We start from the raw sequence: 18,528 nt of genomic DNA on the forward strand, positions 1-18,528 counted from the left end.
AATGATGCACCATTGTATAAGAAATTTATGAAGTTGAGCTGAAAATTGTGAATAAATTTAATGGTTATTTGCGGTGTTGTGAGCTAGGGAAGCTTAAAAAGAAGCCCCGATTATTAAAGATAAACGGGGCTTCTAAAGATAAGGTTTAATTTGCGCTAACGGCTTAGTTAACTAAGTGATCTAAATGCTCTGCAAATGCTTTCGGTCGCATAAAGCCTGTAACTCGCAGGTCGTCACGAATTACGCCGTTTTCGTCAAACATTAACAAAGTCGGTAAACCGAGTATGTCGTAGTACTCCAGCAGCTCAATATCAACCGCATCGTTTTTGGTGACATCAGCTTGTAGCAATACCATTTGATCCATGCGTTCAATGACGAGTGGATCTTTAAAAGTGATCGCTTCAAACTCTTTACAGGCCACGCACCAGTCAGCATAGAAATCGACCATTACCGTCTTGCCTTGTGCTGTTGCAGCAGCAACTTCAGTATGCAGGTCTAGGAGTGACTTTATGCGGGTAAAACCGTGATTTTCAGCTGTGCTATTAGTGGCAACATTGGTGTTGCTGCTAAAACCCAGCTTGGTCATTACCGCTTGCATGCCATATGAGAAGCTAGCGAGTAGCGCTAACATCAGTAGTACTGAGCGAGTGGTTTGCTTCCAGTTAAACTCGGTAAGTTTGTTCTGGTGCATAAGATAACCGACTAAAGTAATTCCCCAGATTGACCAAAGTAGATCTGAGATAAAGCCTGGCCAAATTCGACCTAGCATTACAATCGATACCGCGATGAGTAGGAAACCAAAGAAAGTCTTGATGATGTCCATCCAGCGACCAGCTCTTGGTAGAAGTTTTCCGCCAGAGGTACCAATAATCAGCAATGGCAGACCCATACCCATACTCAACACGTACAGGGCTAAGAAGCCTTGTAGTAGATCGCCCGTTTGCGCCACATAAATAAGCGCACCAGACAGTGGCGCCGTGGTACAAGGTGATGCCACAAGGCCAGAAATAATGCCCATGACGAACACGCCTATGACATTGCCACCTTTTTGGTTGTTAGAGAATGAGTTCATCTTTTCCTGCCACTTAGCAGGCAGTTTCAGATCATATAGACCAAACATAGATAAACTTAAAACAAAGAAGAGTATTGCTAACACAATTAGCACTGCAGGGTGCTGCAATGCTGCTTGATACTTCATGCCCGCAGAGGCAACGATAAGGCCTACTAGCGAGTAGGTGATTGCCATACCTTGAACATAAACCATAGAGAGGCTGAAGGCTTTTGCGGTAGAAAGCTTCTTACCTTGGCCAACGATAATGCCCGACAAAATGGGGTACATAGGAAAAACGCAAGGCGTAAGCGCAAGGCCGATACCTAAACCAAAGAAGATCACTAAGGTCCACATAAGGCTATCTCCTGACAGCATAGCGCTTAAGGTATCTTGTTGAGTAATTGGGGCTTTTACGCTTTCATTGGCTGATGGCGCGGCACCAAGTGCTTTATCTGTATCACTAAGCAAGCCGTCATTAGCGGCGACTTCAGTTAGCTCAGCCGTTTTTTTAGTTGGCGGAAAACAGAGTTTACCTTCGGCGCAGCCCATAAAAGTGACATTGAGTTTACTGCCAGCTGTGGCTTCTTTAATCGCGACAGGCATCTCGACGTAAGAGTAGTAAACCTCTTGCTCGCCAAAGTATTCATCGGTGTGGGGTTTGCCCTGAGGTAGCACGACTTCGCCTAAAACGGCACCGTCAGCGGTTTCAAATTTAAGTTTGTCACGGTACATATAGTAACCGTCGGCAATGACCCAGCTAATTTTTACTTTGTCGCCTTGCTGTTTAAAGTCGAACACGAATGCTTGATCGACAGGCATGAGCTCAGGCTCACCCTTTAAAAAGTCAAACTTATTGCTACTGAAAATACCGTCGGCGTGTGCCAATGGCGTGAGCAGTAGTAGTGAGGCTAAAAACAGGTTGATAATTCTTTTCATGGCTGTGTAGTTTCTTTTATCCAATCAAAATAGGCTGGCAGTCCTTGGGTTACAGGAACTGCAATTAGCTCGGGTACATCATAGGGATGCAGCTTAGAGAGTGTGTGCTCTATCGCACTGTAATGCTGCGCTAAGCATTTAATTTGCAAACTGAACTCTTGCTCTTCACACAAGTCTCCTTGCCACTCATATACGGAGGTGATCCCTTGAGAGATCTGTACACAGGCAGCAAGCTTATTTTTAACCAGCTCACGGGCAAGGGTTTTTGCTTGCTCCTCGCTGGGGCAGCTGGTGATCACTAACAAAAATTCGTTTTGCATTAAACTATTTCTATTGTCCAACAGATTAAAATTGTATTAAGCCAACTATTGTATAATGCCAATCAAGGTTCATTGGCTATCAATATGGCGAATGGCTTTAAAAAGCGAATCGATACTTTACGTGTTTTACCTTAGGCTTGCATTAAGGCATCGCTAAAATAGTGATGCCAGTAGTTTTTGCTTACAATTACTCGCCTAATTGCGGCACCAGTTAGGATTTATACTCTCTATATAGCAGTTTAACGGTCGTTAATTACAGACTAACAATAGGTGATCACGGTCTCCCAACAGCTAGCTACTTGAAAATAGACCGAGTAACCCCAATTTAGTTTTCATCACCAGCAAAAAATGTGAGGTCAGTGTGTTTTTTATTTTGTTATTAATTTTTGTTTTAGTTCCTGTGATGGAGCTATCAGTACTGATCCGCGTGGGTGAGGTGTTAGGTAGTTGGACAACGGTTGCATTAGTTATTTTTACAGCCGTCGTTGGGGTGTCTTTGGTGCGCACTCAAGGTATTAGCACCTTGATGCAAGTGCAGCAAAAGCTGGCCCGTGGCGAGGCGCCAGGTCAAGAGATTGTTGAAGGCATGATGTTAGCGGTAGCAGGTTTACTCTTGCTGATCCCAGGTTTTGTAACTGACTTTCTTGGACTAGTACTGCTCACACCATTTATGCGAATTCCTGTCGCTAGGTTCTTCTATAAACGTATGCAGCTCAAAGTGCAGGCGAATGGTGGCTTCCAGTCAGGTTTTGGCCCCGGATTTGGTGCTGGAATGGGGCCTCAAGGGCAAAACCCATTTGAACATCCATTTGAAAATAAGGGCGGCCAGTCGCCTTTTGATCAAGGTAATACCTTCGACGGTGACTTTGAACGTAAAACCGACCCAAGTGATAAGCGACCTGAAAGCCATCAAGTAAAAGGAACGACCTTTGAAGGTGAAACGGTTACCAGTGACAGTGATAAAGAATCTGACGATAAACCACAGCCAAAACCTTAATAAGTAAGGCATAGATTGTTATTGATCGCTAGTGAGTTACTAGTGGTCTAACTGCTTAGGATTACGGGGGTAAAAGCGGTCACCGCGGCGTTCTATTAGGTTAAATTTACGGGTGTTTTTATAGGGCAGCTTCATAAAGCCTGACACCCCTTTGCCCTGAATTTTATCCACATGGGCTAAGATCCTATCCAAGCTGGCACGAAACGCTGCCTGTTTTCTCGGATTAAGTAATCGCAAGTAGCTGTGGATCTTCATATGATTAGGCAGCACCTCAAAAATAATACAGCCGGTATGGTGGATCTGATTTATCCAGCCAAGTTCGGTCATAATCTCTTTCGGTAGCTCTAGGTTTTCCTCCGGATCGCGACCATCTTCAAAGTAAGAATGTAGCCGTGATTTGTCTTCAAGCGATGGCACATTACCCACCTCAAAGGGGAGCTGTTGATCGCAACCCGTCACAAATGGTTGCGTGCTGTCTTGGCGTTCAATGTGCAAGGTGTCGCGGGCATTAAAGAAGCAGGCTTTAAATACGCCAATGCGACGAATGCCACGAGCGAGTGTCACCATATTGTTGACGGCAACCGTAATGGCATGTTTTTGCTCGGCCTTATAAATAGCCAAATTGGAGTCGATAAATACGCCGGTTTCACGCCAGTGGATGGCTAAGCCACCTACAATGGCATATTGGCTTAAGCGGCCAACTGCCGCAATAAAGCCTTTTTCGGTATCGCCCATTCCAGCCATAAAATTACGGTAGTATTTCTCTAACTGTAGGTCATCCATTTTGGCTATTGGATCGTCGCCATTATGCTCCTTCAAGAATGACTTACGCGAGCTGTAGCTAACGGTCTCAACTTCTTTGTCTCTGGGGAGGATCCAGACAGGGATCTCGGCAACGAGCGGCGTGGTGTCAATTTCTGGTAAGTGCATACGGTGACTGTGAGCCATGCTTTTTAAAAAGTAGTCACCGGCTTTTTTTCGTTGCTGTGGGTCATCGCTGAGCATGCCATCTAAGGTGCGCGCTAGCTCTACTGGCAAGCCGATACTGGTAGCGGGGATGACTTTACTACCAAAGCGACTGGCCTGGCCCGACGCTAAAGCGTAAAGGGTGGCTGCAACGCCTTGTTCATCAAACCTCGGGCTAGAGAGGGCGCCGTTAAGTTGCTCTTCGCCAATAAAATACACGTCTCCCATACGGGCATTGGTATGTTGTTGATCGCTGGACATTAAGTCCATCACATTGCCGTTAACGGGATTACCTTGAGTGTCACGCTGTGCAAATACAGCAGAGCCCCAGTCAATCAGCGATAGATGTTGAGTATGAATGTCATAGACGAGGTTTGACGGTTTGATATCGCCATGAATGAGCGGTCTACCATGGTGTAGATATTGTAAGATAGCCGCGAGTTGGCGGGCTATATTCATCACCATGGCAACCGGTAATGCGCCTACTCTTACACAAAGTTGTTCAAGGTCCTCACCTGGAGCACGGGCCATGACCAAAATCCCTTGCTTACCTACGTGTTCAAACTTTATCGCTGGTGGCACGTTAGGATGGATGACCTGAGAAAGCATAAAGGCTTCTTCTTCAAGCCTATCTTGAATATGCTGAGGCAGAGTTAACCGAGAGAACTTAAACACATGAGCCTCGCCCTGCTTATTAACGCCTGCAAACACAAAACCATAGGCGCCTTTACCCACGAGTTCTAAATCTTTATATCCCAACTTACTTAACTGCTGTTTACACAGGCGGATCCAGGCTCTGTGTTTACGGGCGTCATTGGCACCAAGCAGATAAACAGATTGCTCTTCTGAGATGTAAAAGTGTTGCAGTTCTGGTGTTTGCAATGGCGTCCCCTTCTTCAGTGAGTTCCATTAAATCAATAAGCTGTAATAAAGTCCAAGCTCATTGAATTATCGCACTTATGTCGAGCTTGTAAAAAGGTTATCTGAATCACACCTAACCAATATTTTCGGGTTAGATATTGATGCATATCAAATCTACGGGAATAAGAGAAAGGTAATCTTGAAGTCAGTACTAGTATAAATGGTATAAGCCAAAGAAAAGGCTTAGATATCAACTAAAGGTGGCTTTATGTCAGGACTAGATAAATCCCAGCTAATTGAATTGCTTGAATACCCACGTCGACGTATTTTACAGTCGATGGAGCTAAATTATTGCCCTCATGCAGGCTTTTTTAACCCGACGGATATGGAGTGCATTAATTGTCACCAAGGTATGGAATGTACCTGGATGAACCACAATGACGAAACCGTTGCGGTCGAGAAGAAATCAGCTGAAGAGCTGAAGCAGCAACTTCTGGTTGCGGTAGATTTTATTGATTCGAGTTTAACACCGCATCACTTGTCTCGTCGTAATTGCGAGTGTGAAAACTGTGTCTGGTTGAGGAAAGTTCAGCAAGTGCTTAATGCATAGCCGTGAATGCATAGTCGTGAGTGTATAGCCGCTTCAGTTTAATCTGCTTCTGTTTAACCTGTGAATGCAGACGCAGTAACAGCATTGTGACTTGGTATCTTTAGTGATAACCGCTTATTTATTTTTGCTTCTATTACGCTCTGGCTATAGAGTAATGGCCAAAATGGTATACCAAGTCTGAGCATCACTTGTCAAAGTGAGCGCTAATTCGTTCCCCTGATGATTCTCATGATCATGGTCATACCTTGGTTTCTTTGGTAATTGTTTTTTAATGCAAATTTGTAATTACCATTTGTAATGGATATGGACTATGCAACCAAGCTTTTGGCATGAAAAGTGGGACGCCCAGCAAATAGGTTTTCATTTAAGTGCGGTTAACCCTTTGTTGGTTAAATATTGGCCGCAACTTAATCTCGCAGCAAATACACAAGTTTTTGTTCCTCTATGTGGTAAGTCATTAGACTTGTGTTTTTTGGCTGAGCAAGGTCATGAAGTGTTAGGCTGCGAGTTAAGTGAACCAGCTGTACAGCAGTTTTATCAAGAAAATAGTCTAGCGTTTAAGGTAAGTGTGGTCGAAGACCATCAACGCTTTACCACTGAGCAAGTCACCATTTTTCAAGGCGATATTTTTACATTGCCAGTATTAGAACCGCAAAGTTGCACAGCCTTTTACGATCGAGCAGCGCTAATCGCTTGGCCGGAAGAGATGCGCTTAGCTTATGCGCGTCAGCTTACTAAATTGGTTTCCGCTAATAGTGTTGGCTTATTGATCACCTTAGATTATCCACAAGCCGAGTTAAATGGCCCGCCTTTTGCGGTATCAGAAGATTGGGTTCAGGCCAATCTAGGTGAACATTTTAAAATTGAGCGTTTAGCTTGTAACGATGTGTTGAATGACAACCCTCGCTTTGTGAAAAAGCAGGTATCTTGGTTGACGGAATCGGTTTATAAGCTGACGAGAAAATGAGCAGGCCCTAGGGCGTGACTACGTCACTGCGAGATCGCTGCGCTACTAGATCCTATACATTCAAAAGCTTAAAGCTGGAGTTTATCCGTCGCTTCTATCTTTTGTCTTTAGCTTTTGTCTTATAGCAGGACGAAGTCCGCTCTAGCAGTGAGCCTGCGAACGTCCTAGTAGCCCGAAGGGCGTCCTCGAATCTTCTTGGCTTTTAGCCAGATCCAAAAAAGCGACCCTAAGGTCGCTTTTTTGTGGCTTAAAATCGTTAGAGAGTCTTAAGACCCAATCGATTAGAAGTCGTAACGCATACCGATAGTGAATACGTTATCATCTGCTAGATCTGTCTTGTTACTATTAACCTTGTAATCGCCTGTGTACATAGCATAGTGGCCATATACTAAAGTTGATTTAGAGATTCTGTAATCAGCACCAACAGTGATGTTTTGAACATTTACATCGCTGATAGTAGCTAAAGCTGCATTTGTTTCGTTATCTTCTGTATCAGGGTCATTCGGGTTGATGACACCGAAAGAGTTTGTGAAGTATTTGCTTAGACCTGACTCATCAACACCGTATTGAACTTTTAAGTTAACGCCGTTTAGGTTGTAAGCTGCGTTTACGAAGTAAGTATTGCCTTCTAGGTTGTCATACTTGTTGCTTTCAGTGTTCTGGAAAAAACCGCCCACTTTAAAGTCACCAAACTTCGCTTGAGCTACACCACGGTATGCATCAACGTTTGAGATACCTTTGTTGTAAGCAGCCGCTACATAGTAGTTCTGCGTTTTGAACTTTTTGTCACCAAGTGTTGCGCTTAAGGCATACTGAGCGTCATTAGTTTCGTAGTTATCTTCCATCAAGTAAGTTGCATTTAGCGTCACAAGATCGGCGATCTTTGGAGAGTAGTACCAGATACCATCTGCAGCACGAGTTTGTGCAGACACTAGACGGTCGATATCGGCGTTAGTGTTACCGAATAAATCAATGCCGCCTTCAGACTGCTTGAATACTGTGTCGTTACGACCAACAAGTACAGTACCTGCCTGAGACTTAAGACCTAGGAAAGTGTTACGCGCTTTAAAGGTTTCGCCAGAGTTAGTTGTGTTCTCAACTTGAAACTCCATCTGGTAAACAACGTCGATGTTGTTAGTTAGGCTTTCAGTACCTTTAACACCTACGAAAGAGAAGTTGTTTTCGAAAACAGTCCCTTCTTTACCATTTTGAGTCGTTGCACCCGTATCTGCATTAGTTAGAGCTAGATCTAAACGACCGTAAAAGCTTGGACCATCGGCTAGCGCGCCGAAAGAAGCTAGGGTTAAAACTGATGCCACTGACGCAGAGATTAGTGTCTTTTTCATTTCATTTGCTCCCAGAACCTAAGTTCCTATTCGTTTCTTATGGTTTTTTACATAAACTTTTGTTTTTGTTACAAGCATCCGAGCTCATAACAATTGTGGGGCTAAATATTACAGTTTTATGGCATGAAGAATGTGGACTAGATCATGTTTTCAGGGGTTCAAGATTAATTTGCTACTTTTTTGTGACGATTGGAGAGCTTTCGTTGTTTATTTGGTGATTTATATAGAAATAAACACTTTAAACTATCTCTAAAGGGGTATTTTGGCGGATTGCGAGAAAAGTCGGTCTTGCTTGTTTAGTATTTACTAAGGCTGCGAATGGGGTGATCTTGTGCCTATTGTGAGATTACAAAATTAACCAGTGAGCTTCTTTAAGGTGGAAATCAAAGCAAACGGCTTAAATGTTAAGTTTTTGTTGATGAAACCTTGCCTGCTGGGCAGTTGCTCGTCCCTATAAATAAATCATCTAAAATAAAACCTCTGAAACTCAATCATCTAAAACTCAAGCATCTAAGCATTTTCAGTTTCAACATTGAGCACCTTTGCTGTGATATTGAATATTGATTGGTATTAGGCGTTAAGACTGGGGTAAACAGATTGGAGGGAGGCATAAATTAAAAAGGCAGCTAACGCTGCCTTTTAAGCCTATTTGTTTAAGTCAATTTTTATAAGCCATGTATTAAAGCCTATTTGACTCATTAACCAATAGATTAGAAGTCGAAACGCATACCAACAGTGAAGATATCATCACTTAGATCTTGCTTCGCACCGCTCAACTTCATGTCGCCATCGTACTTAGTGTAGTGACCGTATACTAAGGTGTTTTTGCTTAGACGGTAGTCTGCGCCAACACTGAACTGTTGTAACTCGACATCGCTTACTGTTTCTAAGCTAGCGCCATCAGTGCTACCAACGTAACGGCTAACATACTTACCTAGACCTGAGTCATCGTTACCGTACATAGCTTTAAGTTTTAGGTTACCCATAACATAAGCTGCGTTAACGAAGTAAGTATCACCTTCAAGGTTTGAGTACTTGCTGTCAACGTGTTCACTGTTTTGGTAGAAACCACCTAGAATAACCTGGCCAAGTTTAACTTGAGCTACACCACGGTAAGCTTTTACGTTGTCGATGCTGTCGTTATATGCTGCAGAAACATAGTAGTTCTGTGCTTTAAGCCCCTTGTCACCAACGGTTGCACTTAGTGCATACATGTTGTCAGCGTCAACTTTCTTGCCATCAACTTCTTGAGCATAGTTGTCGTCCATTAAATACGTTGCATTCAATGTCACTAAGTCAGCAATTTTTGGTGAGTAGTAAGTAAAACCATCGGCGCTACGAGATTGGCCAGCAGCTAATAGATCGATATCTGAGTTAGTGTTACCGAATAGGTCGAATCCACCTTCAGAAGCTTTAAATACAGTGTCGTTACGTCCCACTAGGATAGTACCAGCAGTCGCTGACTTTAGACCTAGGAAAGTGTTACGCGCAGAAAAAGTGTTGCCTGAGTTGTCGAAGTTATTAACACCGAACTCCATTTGGTAAACCACTTCAAGCTCACTATTGATTGCTTCAGTACCTTTAACACCTAACCATGAGAAGTTGTTCTCAATGATGGTGCCAGACTTTTGGTTTTGCGTCGCAATACCTAGGTCTGAGTTAGTGATTGCAAGATCGGCACGACCATAAAAACTTGGGCCATCAGCGAGTGCTGTAAAAGAGGTGGCGGCTAGTGCTGAAATAATAGTGGCAGACAGAACAGTTTTTTTCATTTTCATCTTCCTGTAGCGAATCGCTATTTATAGTTGCAGGCTATCAATAATCGTCAGCCCTATCTGTGGGCCAACAAGAGTGAAGCTGTATTTTTCGGTCGAGATTCTTGCACGGAATGGGAACTTTGGTTCGTGATCTAGGTCATGTTTAGTGGATTTTACGTGATACACGTCATGTCGTTTTACTGTTTTTAAACAGTTAGTTACGTTGTTTTTAACAAGGGGTACATTTCAGGTGTCTACTGGCACTCTTTTTGTGAAAATGATTTACAAATGTTTTGCGGGTAAAGTAATTTTTTTAGGGTTTTTCCAGCGTTTGGGATAAAATATCAACGCAGTTGCGCTTTCTATTTTCTACAATGAGTATCATTTTGAATAATCACACTTTGTCTGACGCTTACTTAAATCGTTTTGCTGGGATAGGTCGTTTGTACGGTCAGCAAGCTCTTAGTTTTTTTGCCTCGGCCCATGTAGCCGTTGTTGGCATCGGTGGTGTGGGGACCTGGGTCGCAGAATCTTTAGCGAGAAGTGGTATTGGGCAGATAACCTTGATTGATCTGGATGATATCTGTGTGACGAACACTAATAGACAGGCTCATGCGTTAAAAGACACTATAGGTGAATCTAAAGTCGAAGTGATGGCGCAGCGCCTAAAACAGATCAACCCTGAATGCATTGTTAATGAAGTAGAAGACTTCATTACCCCTGAAAACTTATCTGCATATTTTCAGGGTAAGAAGCAAGGGGGAGAGCTTGATTACGTCGTGGACTGTATTGATGCCGTTAAGGCTAAAACTGCATTGATTGCGTGGTGTAAGCGTCAAAAGTTACCCATTGTCACTGTTGGTGGCGCTGGTGGACAGATGGATCCCACTCAAGTACAGGTGGCTGATTTAGCTAAGACCTATCAAGATCCGCTGTTGGCTAAAGTACGTAACCAGTTAAGACGCGAATATAACTTTTCCAAGAATATCGCCCGTCGCTTTTCAATCGAAGCGGTGTTTTCAACTGAGCAACTGGTTTACCCACAAGCTGACGGCTCTGTATGCAGCACCAAGGCTACGGCAGAGGGAAGCATGAGAATGGATTGCGCATCAGGATTTGGTGCGGTGACAGTTGTAACTGGGACCTTTGGGTTTGTTGCTGCAAGTCGGGTATTAACCAAGTTAGCTGCAAAAGCAAATGCATAGCAGAAACTAGCCACTAATAAGGCGCCAGTTAGGCGCCAGTTAGGCGCCTTTTTCTTTTCAGCCTGGAAGCTATACCTTTTAGGAAAAAAGGTAATCCTCTTTGGATGAAATGTAATGTTGAGCATTAGCCATTAACTATTAGCCACTTACTATTAAATGTTGGCACTATTTTTGCTTTTATCTAGGTAGGAACAGATTTCTGACACTGGGTAAATGGGTATGCAAAAAGTGGCTTTCAAACTAACTTCTTTTCAAATGATGTCGCCTAAAAAGTTAATTTTTACAGCAATGCTATGGCTTGCACTGGCGTGCGCTGCACTATTATTTGCTCCTAAAGCGCTGTTGGCCTCATTGAGCCTTAATGAGTTTTCTCAACAAAATGCACACTTTATTGGTTTGGGTTTAATCATTGGTGCGGCTTTTTTATTGACGCAGATTTTAAATTATTTTCTAGATGAGGCGATTAGTCACTTAAGTGATAAGCGCTCTCTTGAAATTATCGAGGAAAAAGTAAAGCTGCTCGACCCAACAGAGAGAGCCTTATTAAGGGAGTTTTTCTTACAAGGTGAAACAATCTTGACCCTACCAGAGCAAGAGACAGCAGTTAAAAGTTTATTAAAGGCAGGAATTTTGGAGCACTTAGGTAACCAGAAGCACTATGCTATTCAAGGCTCAACAGCAGACTTTAAGATTTCAATGCGGGCTCGTGTTCACCTTAACCGCCAAGTGTTACGTTTTCCTGTCGGAGAGCCTAGCCCTGAAGATATGAAGAACTTGATTAAAGCGCGCCCACATTTCGTCAATAGCTTTGCAGTACCACGAAAGCATGCTGCTTAATACGCTATAAGTGACTAGGCTCAGTGGCTCTATAGTGAATGGCTATAGCAACTGGCTTTAGCAACAGTACTAGCAACAATACTCACCAAATTTACCCCAAAAAAATGGGGGCTGATAGCCCCCTGCATTAGAATCAATATCGAAAACTAATTTTCGGGATCCGCAGACTTGGTATAGAACATCCACATTAGATACGAAATGATGCCAATCGTACTAAAGATAACAATCATTGAGGCCAATCCTATTGGGTTGCCAAACATCAAATCTAACCAGAATGCCATTTGCGAAATCCTCTTTCTTTTTAATTCCTAATAACCATACGCTTCGGTGCTTGTGAGTTTTTTGATCTGAGTCAATTACTGCTCCAGTTATTAAATAAATGAGGCTGTATTGTTAATGAATATGCTGTAGATCACGTTTTACTAATTTTACCTGTCAAAGCAGACAATGGATTTGGCGTTTGTTTAGGGCGAAAGTGAGCGTTTATAGGCTTTTGAGATTGAAAAACGCTCAGTTGATACAAAACTCAATTCAAAGTACTTGCCATTCATCTGCTGGTAGGTATAATTCCGTTCACTTACTGAGGTCGAGCAGATTTACAGTGAGTGTTATTGATAATGCCTGAGTGGTGGAATTGGTAGACACGTCGGATTCAAAATCCGATTTCGAAAGAAGTGACGGTTCAAGTCCGTCCTCAGGTACCATTATCAACAAAACAACCTGCCATCGAGCAGGTTTTTTTATGCCTAAAATTCCCCTACTTGTTGTTCAGACTGTATTCCTTCCTGAGTTAATCATTCCAGCCAGTATTTGTTCTCTATTAGCACCTTTTGTTACTGTTTAGTTTGCTACAGAACAACCTTTATAAGCTGTGATAATAAAGGTGCGTACTAAATAGGTCTTATATTGAGTGGTATTGGCATTAGACTTTTATAAATAATTTTATCTAGCATAATAGTTTTTAATTTCATTTATTTTATAATACATCAATTAATTTTATTGATGGCGATTAGTATAGAGCAGATATCTAAATTTGGTGCTTTAGATATTTAATCTGTGGAATTCTGAATGATTAAATGTATATATGACTGATTGTAGGAGTCTGTATAATTAATGTGTGGTTAATGTATAATTCTACATGTTATCTGAGCTTGTCTATATTTTACTGAGTATGATTTGAAACCAAATGAGTTAATTTATTTTGAGTCTGTTTTTAGAACGGGCTCGATAAGGCATGCATCTAGAGAGTTAGGTGTATCTATTGCGACAGTATCCAGGGCTATTTCTTCTCTAGAGGCCGCCTTAGGTTATCAATTATTCCAAAAAGACGGCGCTAAGTTTCATGTTGCTAAAAATGCCGCTGATTTATATCAGCGCCTTGTTAAGCCAATAGCTGAGTTAAATTTGATATCGAGAGAGGTTAGCTGCAATAGCAGCTTTAAAATCGTGGCGCCTCCATTTTTATCCTATATAACCTTTAGCCATATTTCTGCAGAATTTGAACAAAAATTTAAGCAGCAATTGCTTATAGAGTATAGCCATAGTATCAAATCTAGAACTCGGGCATATGCGGATCTACGGCTTGGCTATCTAGACCTGTTTATCGATCTGAAACCCGCGGATGAGTACTTATTAAAATCGACTCAAATTCATAATGATAATCTATGTCAGTTCCATTCTAAATCAACAACCGAAAGCATTGAAAGGCATGGAGAGAGGAGTAAATATGCCAAGCTGACATGGATTTCGGCCGAACCGCAACTGTTTACAGAGTGCCTTTCCTCGCAAGAATTAGAACAGGCTGCTATATGCCTAGATAGTTATTCAGATTTTTTGCATGCTATCGAATTAACTGATGGGCTCTTTGGGATTAACTTGCAAAGTGCTGTGGATACTAAGCGGTTTTCCATAGGATCAGTTTATGCTGATAAAGAGGTAAAGCTATATTCGATAATGAATAATGAGTTGGTTTTATCCTCGGGTGAGCAGAGGGAATGGTTATTTAAAACCATTAATGACATCGGTGAATGGATATTTAAAGTGTAACCATTAAAGGGTGCCTTGGTTTTATATGTTTCAGATTGTTGCATTTTGCTTGTTTTGCGCACTTTTTTTAACGTTTGGTATTTAAAAGTTTTTATTTATATTTGTTTATTTTAAAACTGAATAGTGAAACATGATGTTTCACTGTGTGGGTGTTTAGCTTAGAGTTGAATTAATTTACATTTGCTTAAATATATAGATCGATTAGTGCTGTTTGTTTACATTAATGATTTAATGCAAACAAAATATACTGTTGTTAGGAATAAGTTAAACCGGAAAATAGTCTATTTAGGTACGTCGGTAGTGGTTATTGTTTAAGGTGTAAATATGGTTACTTCAGCACACAGGCTTTCTAGCGCAATTCATTTTTTCAAAAATGCTAAACTTTATATCTTAGCCCTAATTATTAGCCTTGCGGGCTGTAATAAAAGTGACGAGGTTTTACTTCCTGACATCGGCATGCCAGATACCATCTATTTAGCAAGTTTTGCAGAGGAGGCCGTAAAAGGGCAAACCTTGACCATAGATATTGCAGCCTATGTGACGAGTAAAGCTGATTGGCAGCTTGAGGCCGTTACCGATCCTAAAGGTTTCACAACGATTCAGACCATAACGGATACTAAGGTGACCCTGAAAGCGGATTATTCAGGGGTGACTCAGTTAGTGTATCAGGTGATGAGTCAGGGAAAGTCATATCAGGCGGAAATTTTACTGGGTATCGAGGAGCCTGTTGCCTCTAATTCAAAACCGACAGCAGAGTTAGTTTCCAGCAGCTTATTGAGTGATCATACCTTCAGTATCAACCTAAACGACGTGCTTCATGATGCCGATGGTGATGAGTTAACTATCGTTGATCTGACTCAAAGCGCGGATCGTTTTACTCTTTCAAACTTACAGTTAACCTACAAACCCAATGGTTTTGTTGGTAGCGATCTTGCCCTGTATGGTGTGATAGATGGTAAAGGTGGTGTCACGGTTGGCCAAGTGGTGATGACCGTTTCTGATGCTAACCCTGTAGCGCCGAACCAATTACCGATAGCGCTTGATTATCAGACATCGGTGGTTCAAGGCGACCCTCTGGTGATTGATGTGAGCGGTTTGATCTCAGATCCTGATGAGGATGAGATACAACTCTCTGATTTAAAAGCAACCTCTGGACGTGCCGTTCTGTTGAGCCGCAGCCTCAACACTATTGAATATGACTCTACTGGCTTTTTTGGCGATGATAGCTTTATTTATGTTATCTCTGATAACAAAGGCGGCTATGCGTCAGGTGAGATTAGGATTCATGTTGAGCCTTTGCCAACTCCTCTTCCTTTATCATTAACTCCGCTAGTGTTTGATTTTACGGTCGATGAAATCAAAACACTTACTATAGATTCTGGGGTGACTTCAGGGCTAGATTGGGCGATTAGCAGTATTGCTAATGATAGTGGCTTGGTGTCACTTGGCGCCGTAACGCAAAATACGGTTACGATAGAGGCTATATCGGCTGGTGTCGCGGTACTTGATTACGTGGTTGAAACCGAAACTGAAGTCCAAACTAGCCAACTGTTTTTAGCTATCAGTGAAAGGGATAATACGCCACCTATAGCATCAAATTTCGCTAAGACCACCGATAGCGAAACGCCTTTTAGCGTAGATTTGGCTGAGTTAGTCTCTGATGCTGAAACGGATAGATTAACTATCTTGCCGGACATATATCAGCTAGCGAATCGGTTTACTCTAGAGGGAACAAAACTGATTTACTCTCCTGCGGGTTTCGTCGGGGTCGAATCTGCAACTTATATAGTAAGCGACGAGCAAGGCGGATTTGCTGTTGGATTGGTCGTTGTCAACTCACTCGATGCTAATCCTGAGTTACCTAATAATCCACCAACGGCAATGGATTTGAATTTTAGCACCGATAGTAAAACGCCAATTACCCTAGATTTAACGCATGCTGTGGCAGATGCTGATGACGACGAACTGAGCATTAGTGTTTACGCAAGCAACGGAAGAGCACTGGTTGATGGCTTAAATATCAGCTACACGGCAGATGGATTCTGGGGTGTCGATGAGGTGGTGTATGTGGTTAACGATAGAAACGGTGGCTTTGCATTAGGCACTATCGTATTTACCGTTTCAGATGCGAGACCGGTTAATAATGTGCCTTTTGCTAACAGTCATACCGTCCAGTTTAGCCTTAAAGAGGTGTTAGCCCAGCCGGAACGCTTAATTGATATTAGCGCTTTGGTTAGTGATGCCGATAATGATCCGATTAAGTTAACTCGGGTGATGGCTGCGATTAATCCGGTTCAAATAGAAGCGCCATTACTGATTAAGTATAGATTTTCCGATCTCCTCGAGTCAGATAAGTTCACTTATGTTGTAGAAGATGGCAAGGGTGGTATTGCTCAAAATATCATTGAAATCAATATTGTTAATACAGCGCCGATAGCCAAAGCCGTTGCATTAAGCATTGATCCATTTGATGTTAATACGCCAAGTTTAATCATAGATCTGAGCGATAGTGCTTACACTTCAGATCCTGATGACGATAACCTACAGCTGACTTATGTGGGTAAAGTGATTGAGCCTGCGACATTGATTCAAGATGGTCTAACTCTGACATACCAACCAAATGGTGCATCTCAAACCGAAACGATTACTTACACTGTGTCAGATGGGATGAAAAGTAGCAGTAATATTATTAGCATTATCTCAGCATCAGATTCCTCTTTGACGGCAAGTAGCGTAAGACTGCCTGCAATAGAGATGGACTCACTCAAAGTACCCGTTGATTTGAGTCATTACGTCAGCAATAGCACAGGAAGAGTGATTTCGATTGAGCGTATATTCGGGGCGCGATTAGGCACTATTGAGTTTGAACCGGGCTCTCTAGTCTTCACCTACCAACCAGACAACATCAGTTATGGTATCGATACTTTCTACTACTTGGTCTCAGATAATGAAGGCCATCAAGTGCAGCAAAGCGTTACGGTTGAGGTTAATGCGCCAGCTAAGCCAAATATCACCGACTTAACGCTTGAGTATGCTGGGCCAATAACGGCAACCATGACCTGTGTAGATTGTGAGCACCCAACAAAAACTGATTATCAATTTGAGGTGGCAGGTTTACCTGTTTTAACACCATCAAATGTTTTCAACCCCGCAATTCATGAAGTCGAGCAAAACGTCGGCGTACTTGTGACAGCTAAAAATCGTTACTGCACCGCAAATAATCAAGGTGTTGGCGGCGGCAATGCTTGTCAGTTTTCACAAGCTAAAGTGGTGATTAAAGCTGATTATCTCGAGCGTGTTTATTCTAATTTCCATGCGTTTGCAGCCCTTAAAACTGATGGAACGGTGGTTTCATGGGGAAGCAGAGATTTTGGTGGTGATAGTTCTTCAGCTGATGCGGTATTGTTTGATGTTAAAGAGTTAACTGCTACATCTAGCGCTTTTGCTGCGTTAAAGGCAGATCGAACTGTTGTGAGTTGGGGGGCGTATTGGGAGGGGGGAAACAGTACTCCCGTCGCTGAGCAGTTAAAGAATGTTGAGCGAGTTATTGGTAATGAATTTGCCTTTGCAGCAATAAGACTCGATGGTTCAGTCGTGGTTTGGGGAGATGCTCGCTATGGCGGGGATGCAACTTCTGTCGCTAATGAACTTTATGATATACAGGATGTTTATGGCACAGGTTTAGCTTTCTCAGCTTTAAGAAAAGATGGCAAGGTACTCGCGTGGGGGCTAGATATACGAGGAGGGGATACTTCAAAGGTCGACAGTGAGCTTTATAATATTAGACGAATTTATTCCAATCCTTATTCCTTTGCTGCATTAAGAAAAGATCGAACAGTTGTTGCTTGGGGCGGAGAGAATGATGGTGGGGTTATTGGAAGTACGGTGAAACCTAAACTCGTTAAAGTGGAAGACATTACCTCTAACCTTAGAGCATACGCTGCGCTAAAGGATGACGGTACTGTAGTTGCGTGGGGATTTAATAGCTTCGGTGGTGATGATAGCATTGCCGATAGCTTGCAAAATGTCGTTCAGATTTATGCGAATGTAGAATCATTTGTGGCGCTTAGATCAGATGGAACTGCCATTGCATGGGGGGGAACGTTAAACGGTGGCGATAGCAGTGGTGTTACAGATCAACTAGTCAATATTGATACTATTTTTTCCACAAACAATGCCTACGCCGCCTTAAGAAAAGATGGCACTGTGGTGACCTGGGGCAATCAAGTTGAAGGCGGCAATAGTGAGGCTGTAAAAGACAAGCTAATCAATGTTAAAGCCATCTATTCAACCCACAAAGCCTTCGCGGCGCTTAAGGAAGATGGCAGCGTTATCACTTGGGGCGATACAGCAAGTGGCGGCTCGGTCAGTGAAGAGGTTGCGGCAAAGCTGACCGATGTCAGAAGTATCTACTCTACTGGTAGTGCCTTTATTGCCCTTAAGGGCAATGGCGATATGGTCACCTGGGGCGACCCGATCAATGGTGGTGACAGCACCGGTGCCCAAGCCAAGATGCTGTCGGAAACCGTGCTATACAAGAACCTTAATCTGAACTGATTATATCCCCTTGGCCTACGTTTAATTGCGTAGGCCAACTGAGTCTGGAAAGAAAGCAATTCTGGAAATGAA

At 42.5% G+C, this 18,528-nt stretch carries 13 protein-coding genes and 1 tRNA gene; 8 read left to right on the forward strand and 6 right to left on the reverse strand.

Annotated features, from left to right (window positions below; genetic code table 11):
- Positions 1–163 precede the first annotated feature (163 nt).
- Complete coding sequence (locus ACVBIU_RS16040; RefSeq protein WP_447161509.1) at positions 164–1,987, reverse strand: protein-disulfide reductase DsbD; 1,824 nt, start codon at positions 1,985–1,987, stop codon at positions 164–166.
- Positions 1,984–2,307 carry a divalent-cation tolerance protein CutA gene (gene cutA, locus ACVBIU_RS16045; protein WP_447161510.1) on the reverse strand — a complete coding sequence of 108 codons (324 nt, stop codon included), beginning with the start codon at positions 2,305–2,307 and terminating at the stop codon, positions 1,984–1,986. Before cutA ends, ACVBIU_RS16040 begins: the two co-directional genes overlap by 4 nt.
- Positions 2,308–2,668: 361 nt before the next feature.
- Between cutA and ACVBIU_RS16050 the strand changes: the two genes are divergently transcribed.
- Positions 2,669–3,304: an FxsA family protein gene (locus ACVBIU_RS16050; protein ID WP_447164260.1), complete on the forward strand. Its 636-nt coding sequence runs from the start codon at positions 2,669–2,671 to the stop codon at positions 3,302–3,304.
- Positions 3,305–3,343: 39 nt separating this feature from the next.
- Here ACVBIU_RS16050 and ACVBIU_RS16055 read toward each other — a convergent pair whose 3' ends face one another.
- Positions 3,344–5,152 carry a protein kinase domain-containing protein gene (locus ACVBIU_RS16055; RefSeq protein ID WP_447161512.1) on the reverse strand — a complete coding sequence of 603 codons (1,809 nt, stop codon included), beginning with the start codon at positions 5,150–5,152 and terminating at the stop codon, positions 3,344–3,346.
- 247 nt (positions 5,153–5,399) lie between these two features.
- Between ACVBIU_RS16055 and ACVBIU_RS16060 the strand changes: the two genes are divergently transcribed.
- Both ACVBIU_RS16060 and ACVBIU_RS16065 read left to right on the forward strand, forming a co-directional pair.
- Complete coding sequence (locus ACVBIU_RS16060; protein WP_447161513.1) at positions 5,400–5,741, forward strand: hypothetical protein; 342 nt, start codon at positions 5,400–5,402, stop codon at positions 5,739–5,741.
- Positions 5,742–6,051: 310 nt separating this feature from the next.
- The gene (locus ACVBIU_RS16065; protein WP_442529495.1) at positions 6,052–6,708 is read left to right on the forward strand and encodes a thiopurine S-methyltransferase; all 657 of its coding nucleotides are present in this window, start codon (positions 6,052–6,054) and stop codon (positions 6,706–6,708) included.
- Between the two features lie 281 nt (positions 6,709–6,989).
- On the opposite strand, the gene ACVBIU_RS16070 is transcribed toward ACVBIU_RS16065, so the two are convergent.
- Both ACVBIU_RS16070 and ACVBIU_RS16075 read right to left on the reverse strand, forming a co-directional pair.
- Complete coding sequence (locus ACVBIU_RS16070; protein ID WP_447164261.1) at positions 6,990–8,054, reverse strand: porin; 1,065 nt, start codon at positions 8,052–8,054, stop codon at positions 6,990–6,992.
- Positions 8,055–8,764: 710 nt separating this feature from the next.
- Positions 8,765–9,826 (reverse strand): porin, encoded by a 1,062-nt coding sequence (locus ACVBIU_RS16075; protein ID WP_447161515.1) that lies wholly within the window; start codon positions 9,824–9,826, stop codon positions 8,765–8,767.
- A gap of 371 nt (positions 9,827–10,197) precedes the next feature.
- Here ACVBIU_RS16075 and tcdA point away from each other — a divergent pair, with 371 nt between their 5' ends.
- Both tcdA and ACVBIU_RS16085 read left to right on the forward strand, forming a co-directional pair.
- Complete coding sequence (tcdA, locus tag ACVBIU_RS16080) at positions 10,198–11,016, forward strand: tRNA cyclic N6-threonylcarbamoyladenosine(37) synthase TcdA (RefSeq protein ID WP_447164262.1); 819 nt, start codon at positions 10,198–10,200, stop codon at positions 11,014–11,016.
- A gap of 219 nt (positions 11,017–11,235) precedes the next feature.
- Positions 11,236–11,853: a superinfection exclusion B family protein gene (locus ACVBIU_RS16085; protein ID WP_447161517.1), complete on the forward strand. Its 618-nt coding sequence runs from the start codon at positions 11,236–11,238 to the stop codon at positions 11,851–11,853.
- Between the two features lie 146 nt (positions 11,854–11,999).
- Here ACVBIU_RS16085 and ACVBIU_RS16090 read toward each other — a convergent pair whose 3' ends face one another.
- Complete coding sequence (locus ACVBIU_RS16090; RefSeq protein WP_439268284.1) at positions 12,000–12,134, reverse strand: DUF3149 domain-containing protein; 135 nt, start codon at positions 12,132–12,134, stop codon at positions 12,000–12,002.
- A gap of 338 nt (positions 12,135–12,472) precedes the next feature.
- Here ACVBIU_RS16090 and ACVBIU_RS16095 point away from each other — a divergent pair.
- The 3 genes from ACVBIU_RS16095 to ACVBIU_RS16105 all read left to right on the forward strand — a co-directional run bounded on the left by ACVBIU_RS16095 (position 12,473) and on the right by ACVBIU_RS16105 (position 18,456).
- A tRNA-Leu gene (locus tag ACVBIU_RS16095) sits at positions 12,473–12,557 on the forward strand.
- Between the two features lie 472 nt (positions 12,558–13,029).
- Positions 13,030–13,899 (forward strand): LysR family transcriptional regulator, encoded by an 870-nt coding sequence (locus ACVBIU_RS16100; RefSeq protein WP_447164263.1) that lies wholly within the window; start codon positions 13,030–13,032, stop codon positions 13,897–13,899.
- 324 nt (positions 13,900–14,223) lie between these two features.
- Entirely contained in the window at positions 14,224–18,456 is a 4,233-nt protein-coding gene (locus ACVBIU_RS16105) for an Ig-like domain-containing protein (protein WP_447164264.1), read from the forward strand.
- Positions 18,457–18,528: the final 72 nt, after the last annotated feature.

The organism is Shewanella sp. 30m-14, from assembly GCF_052977125.1.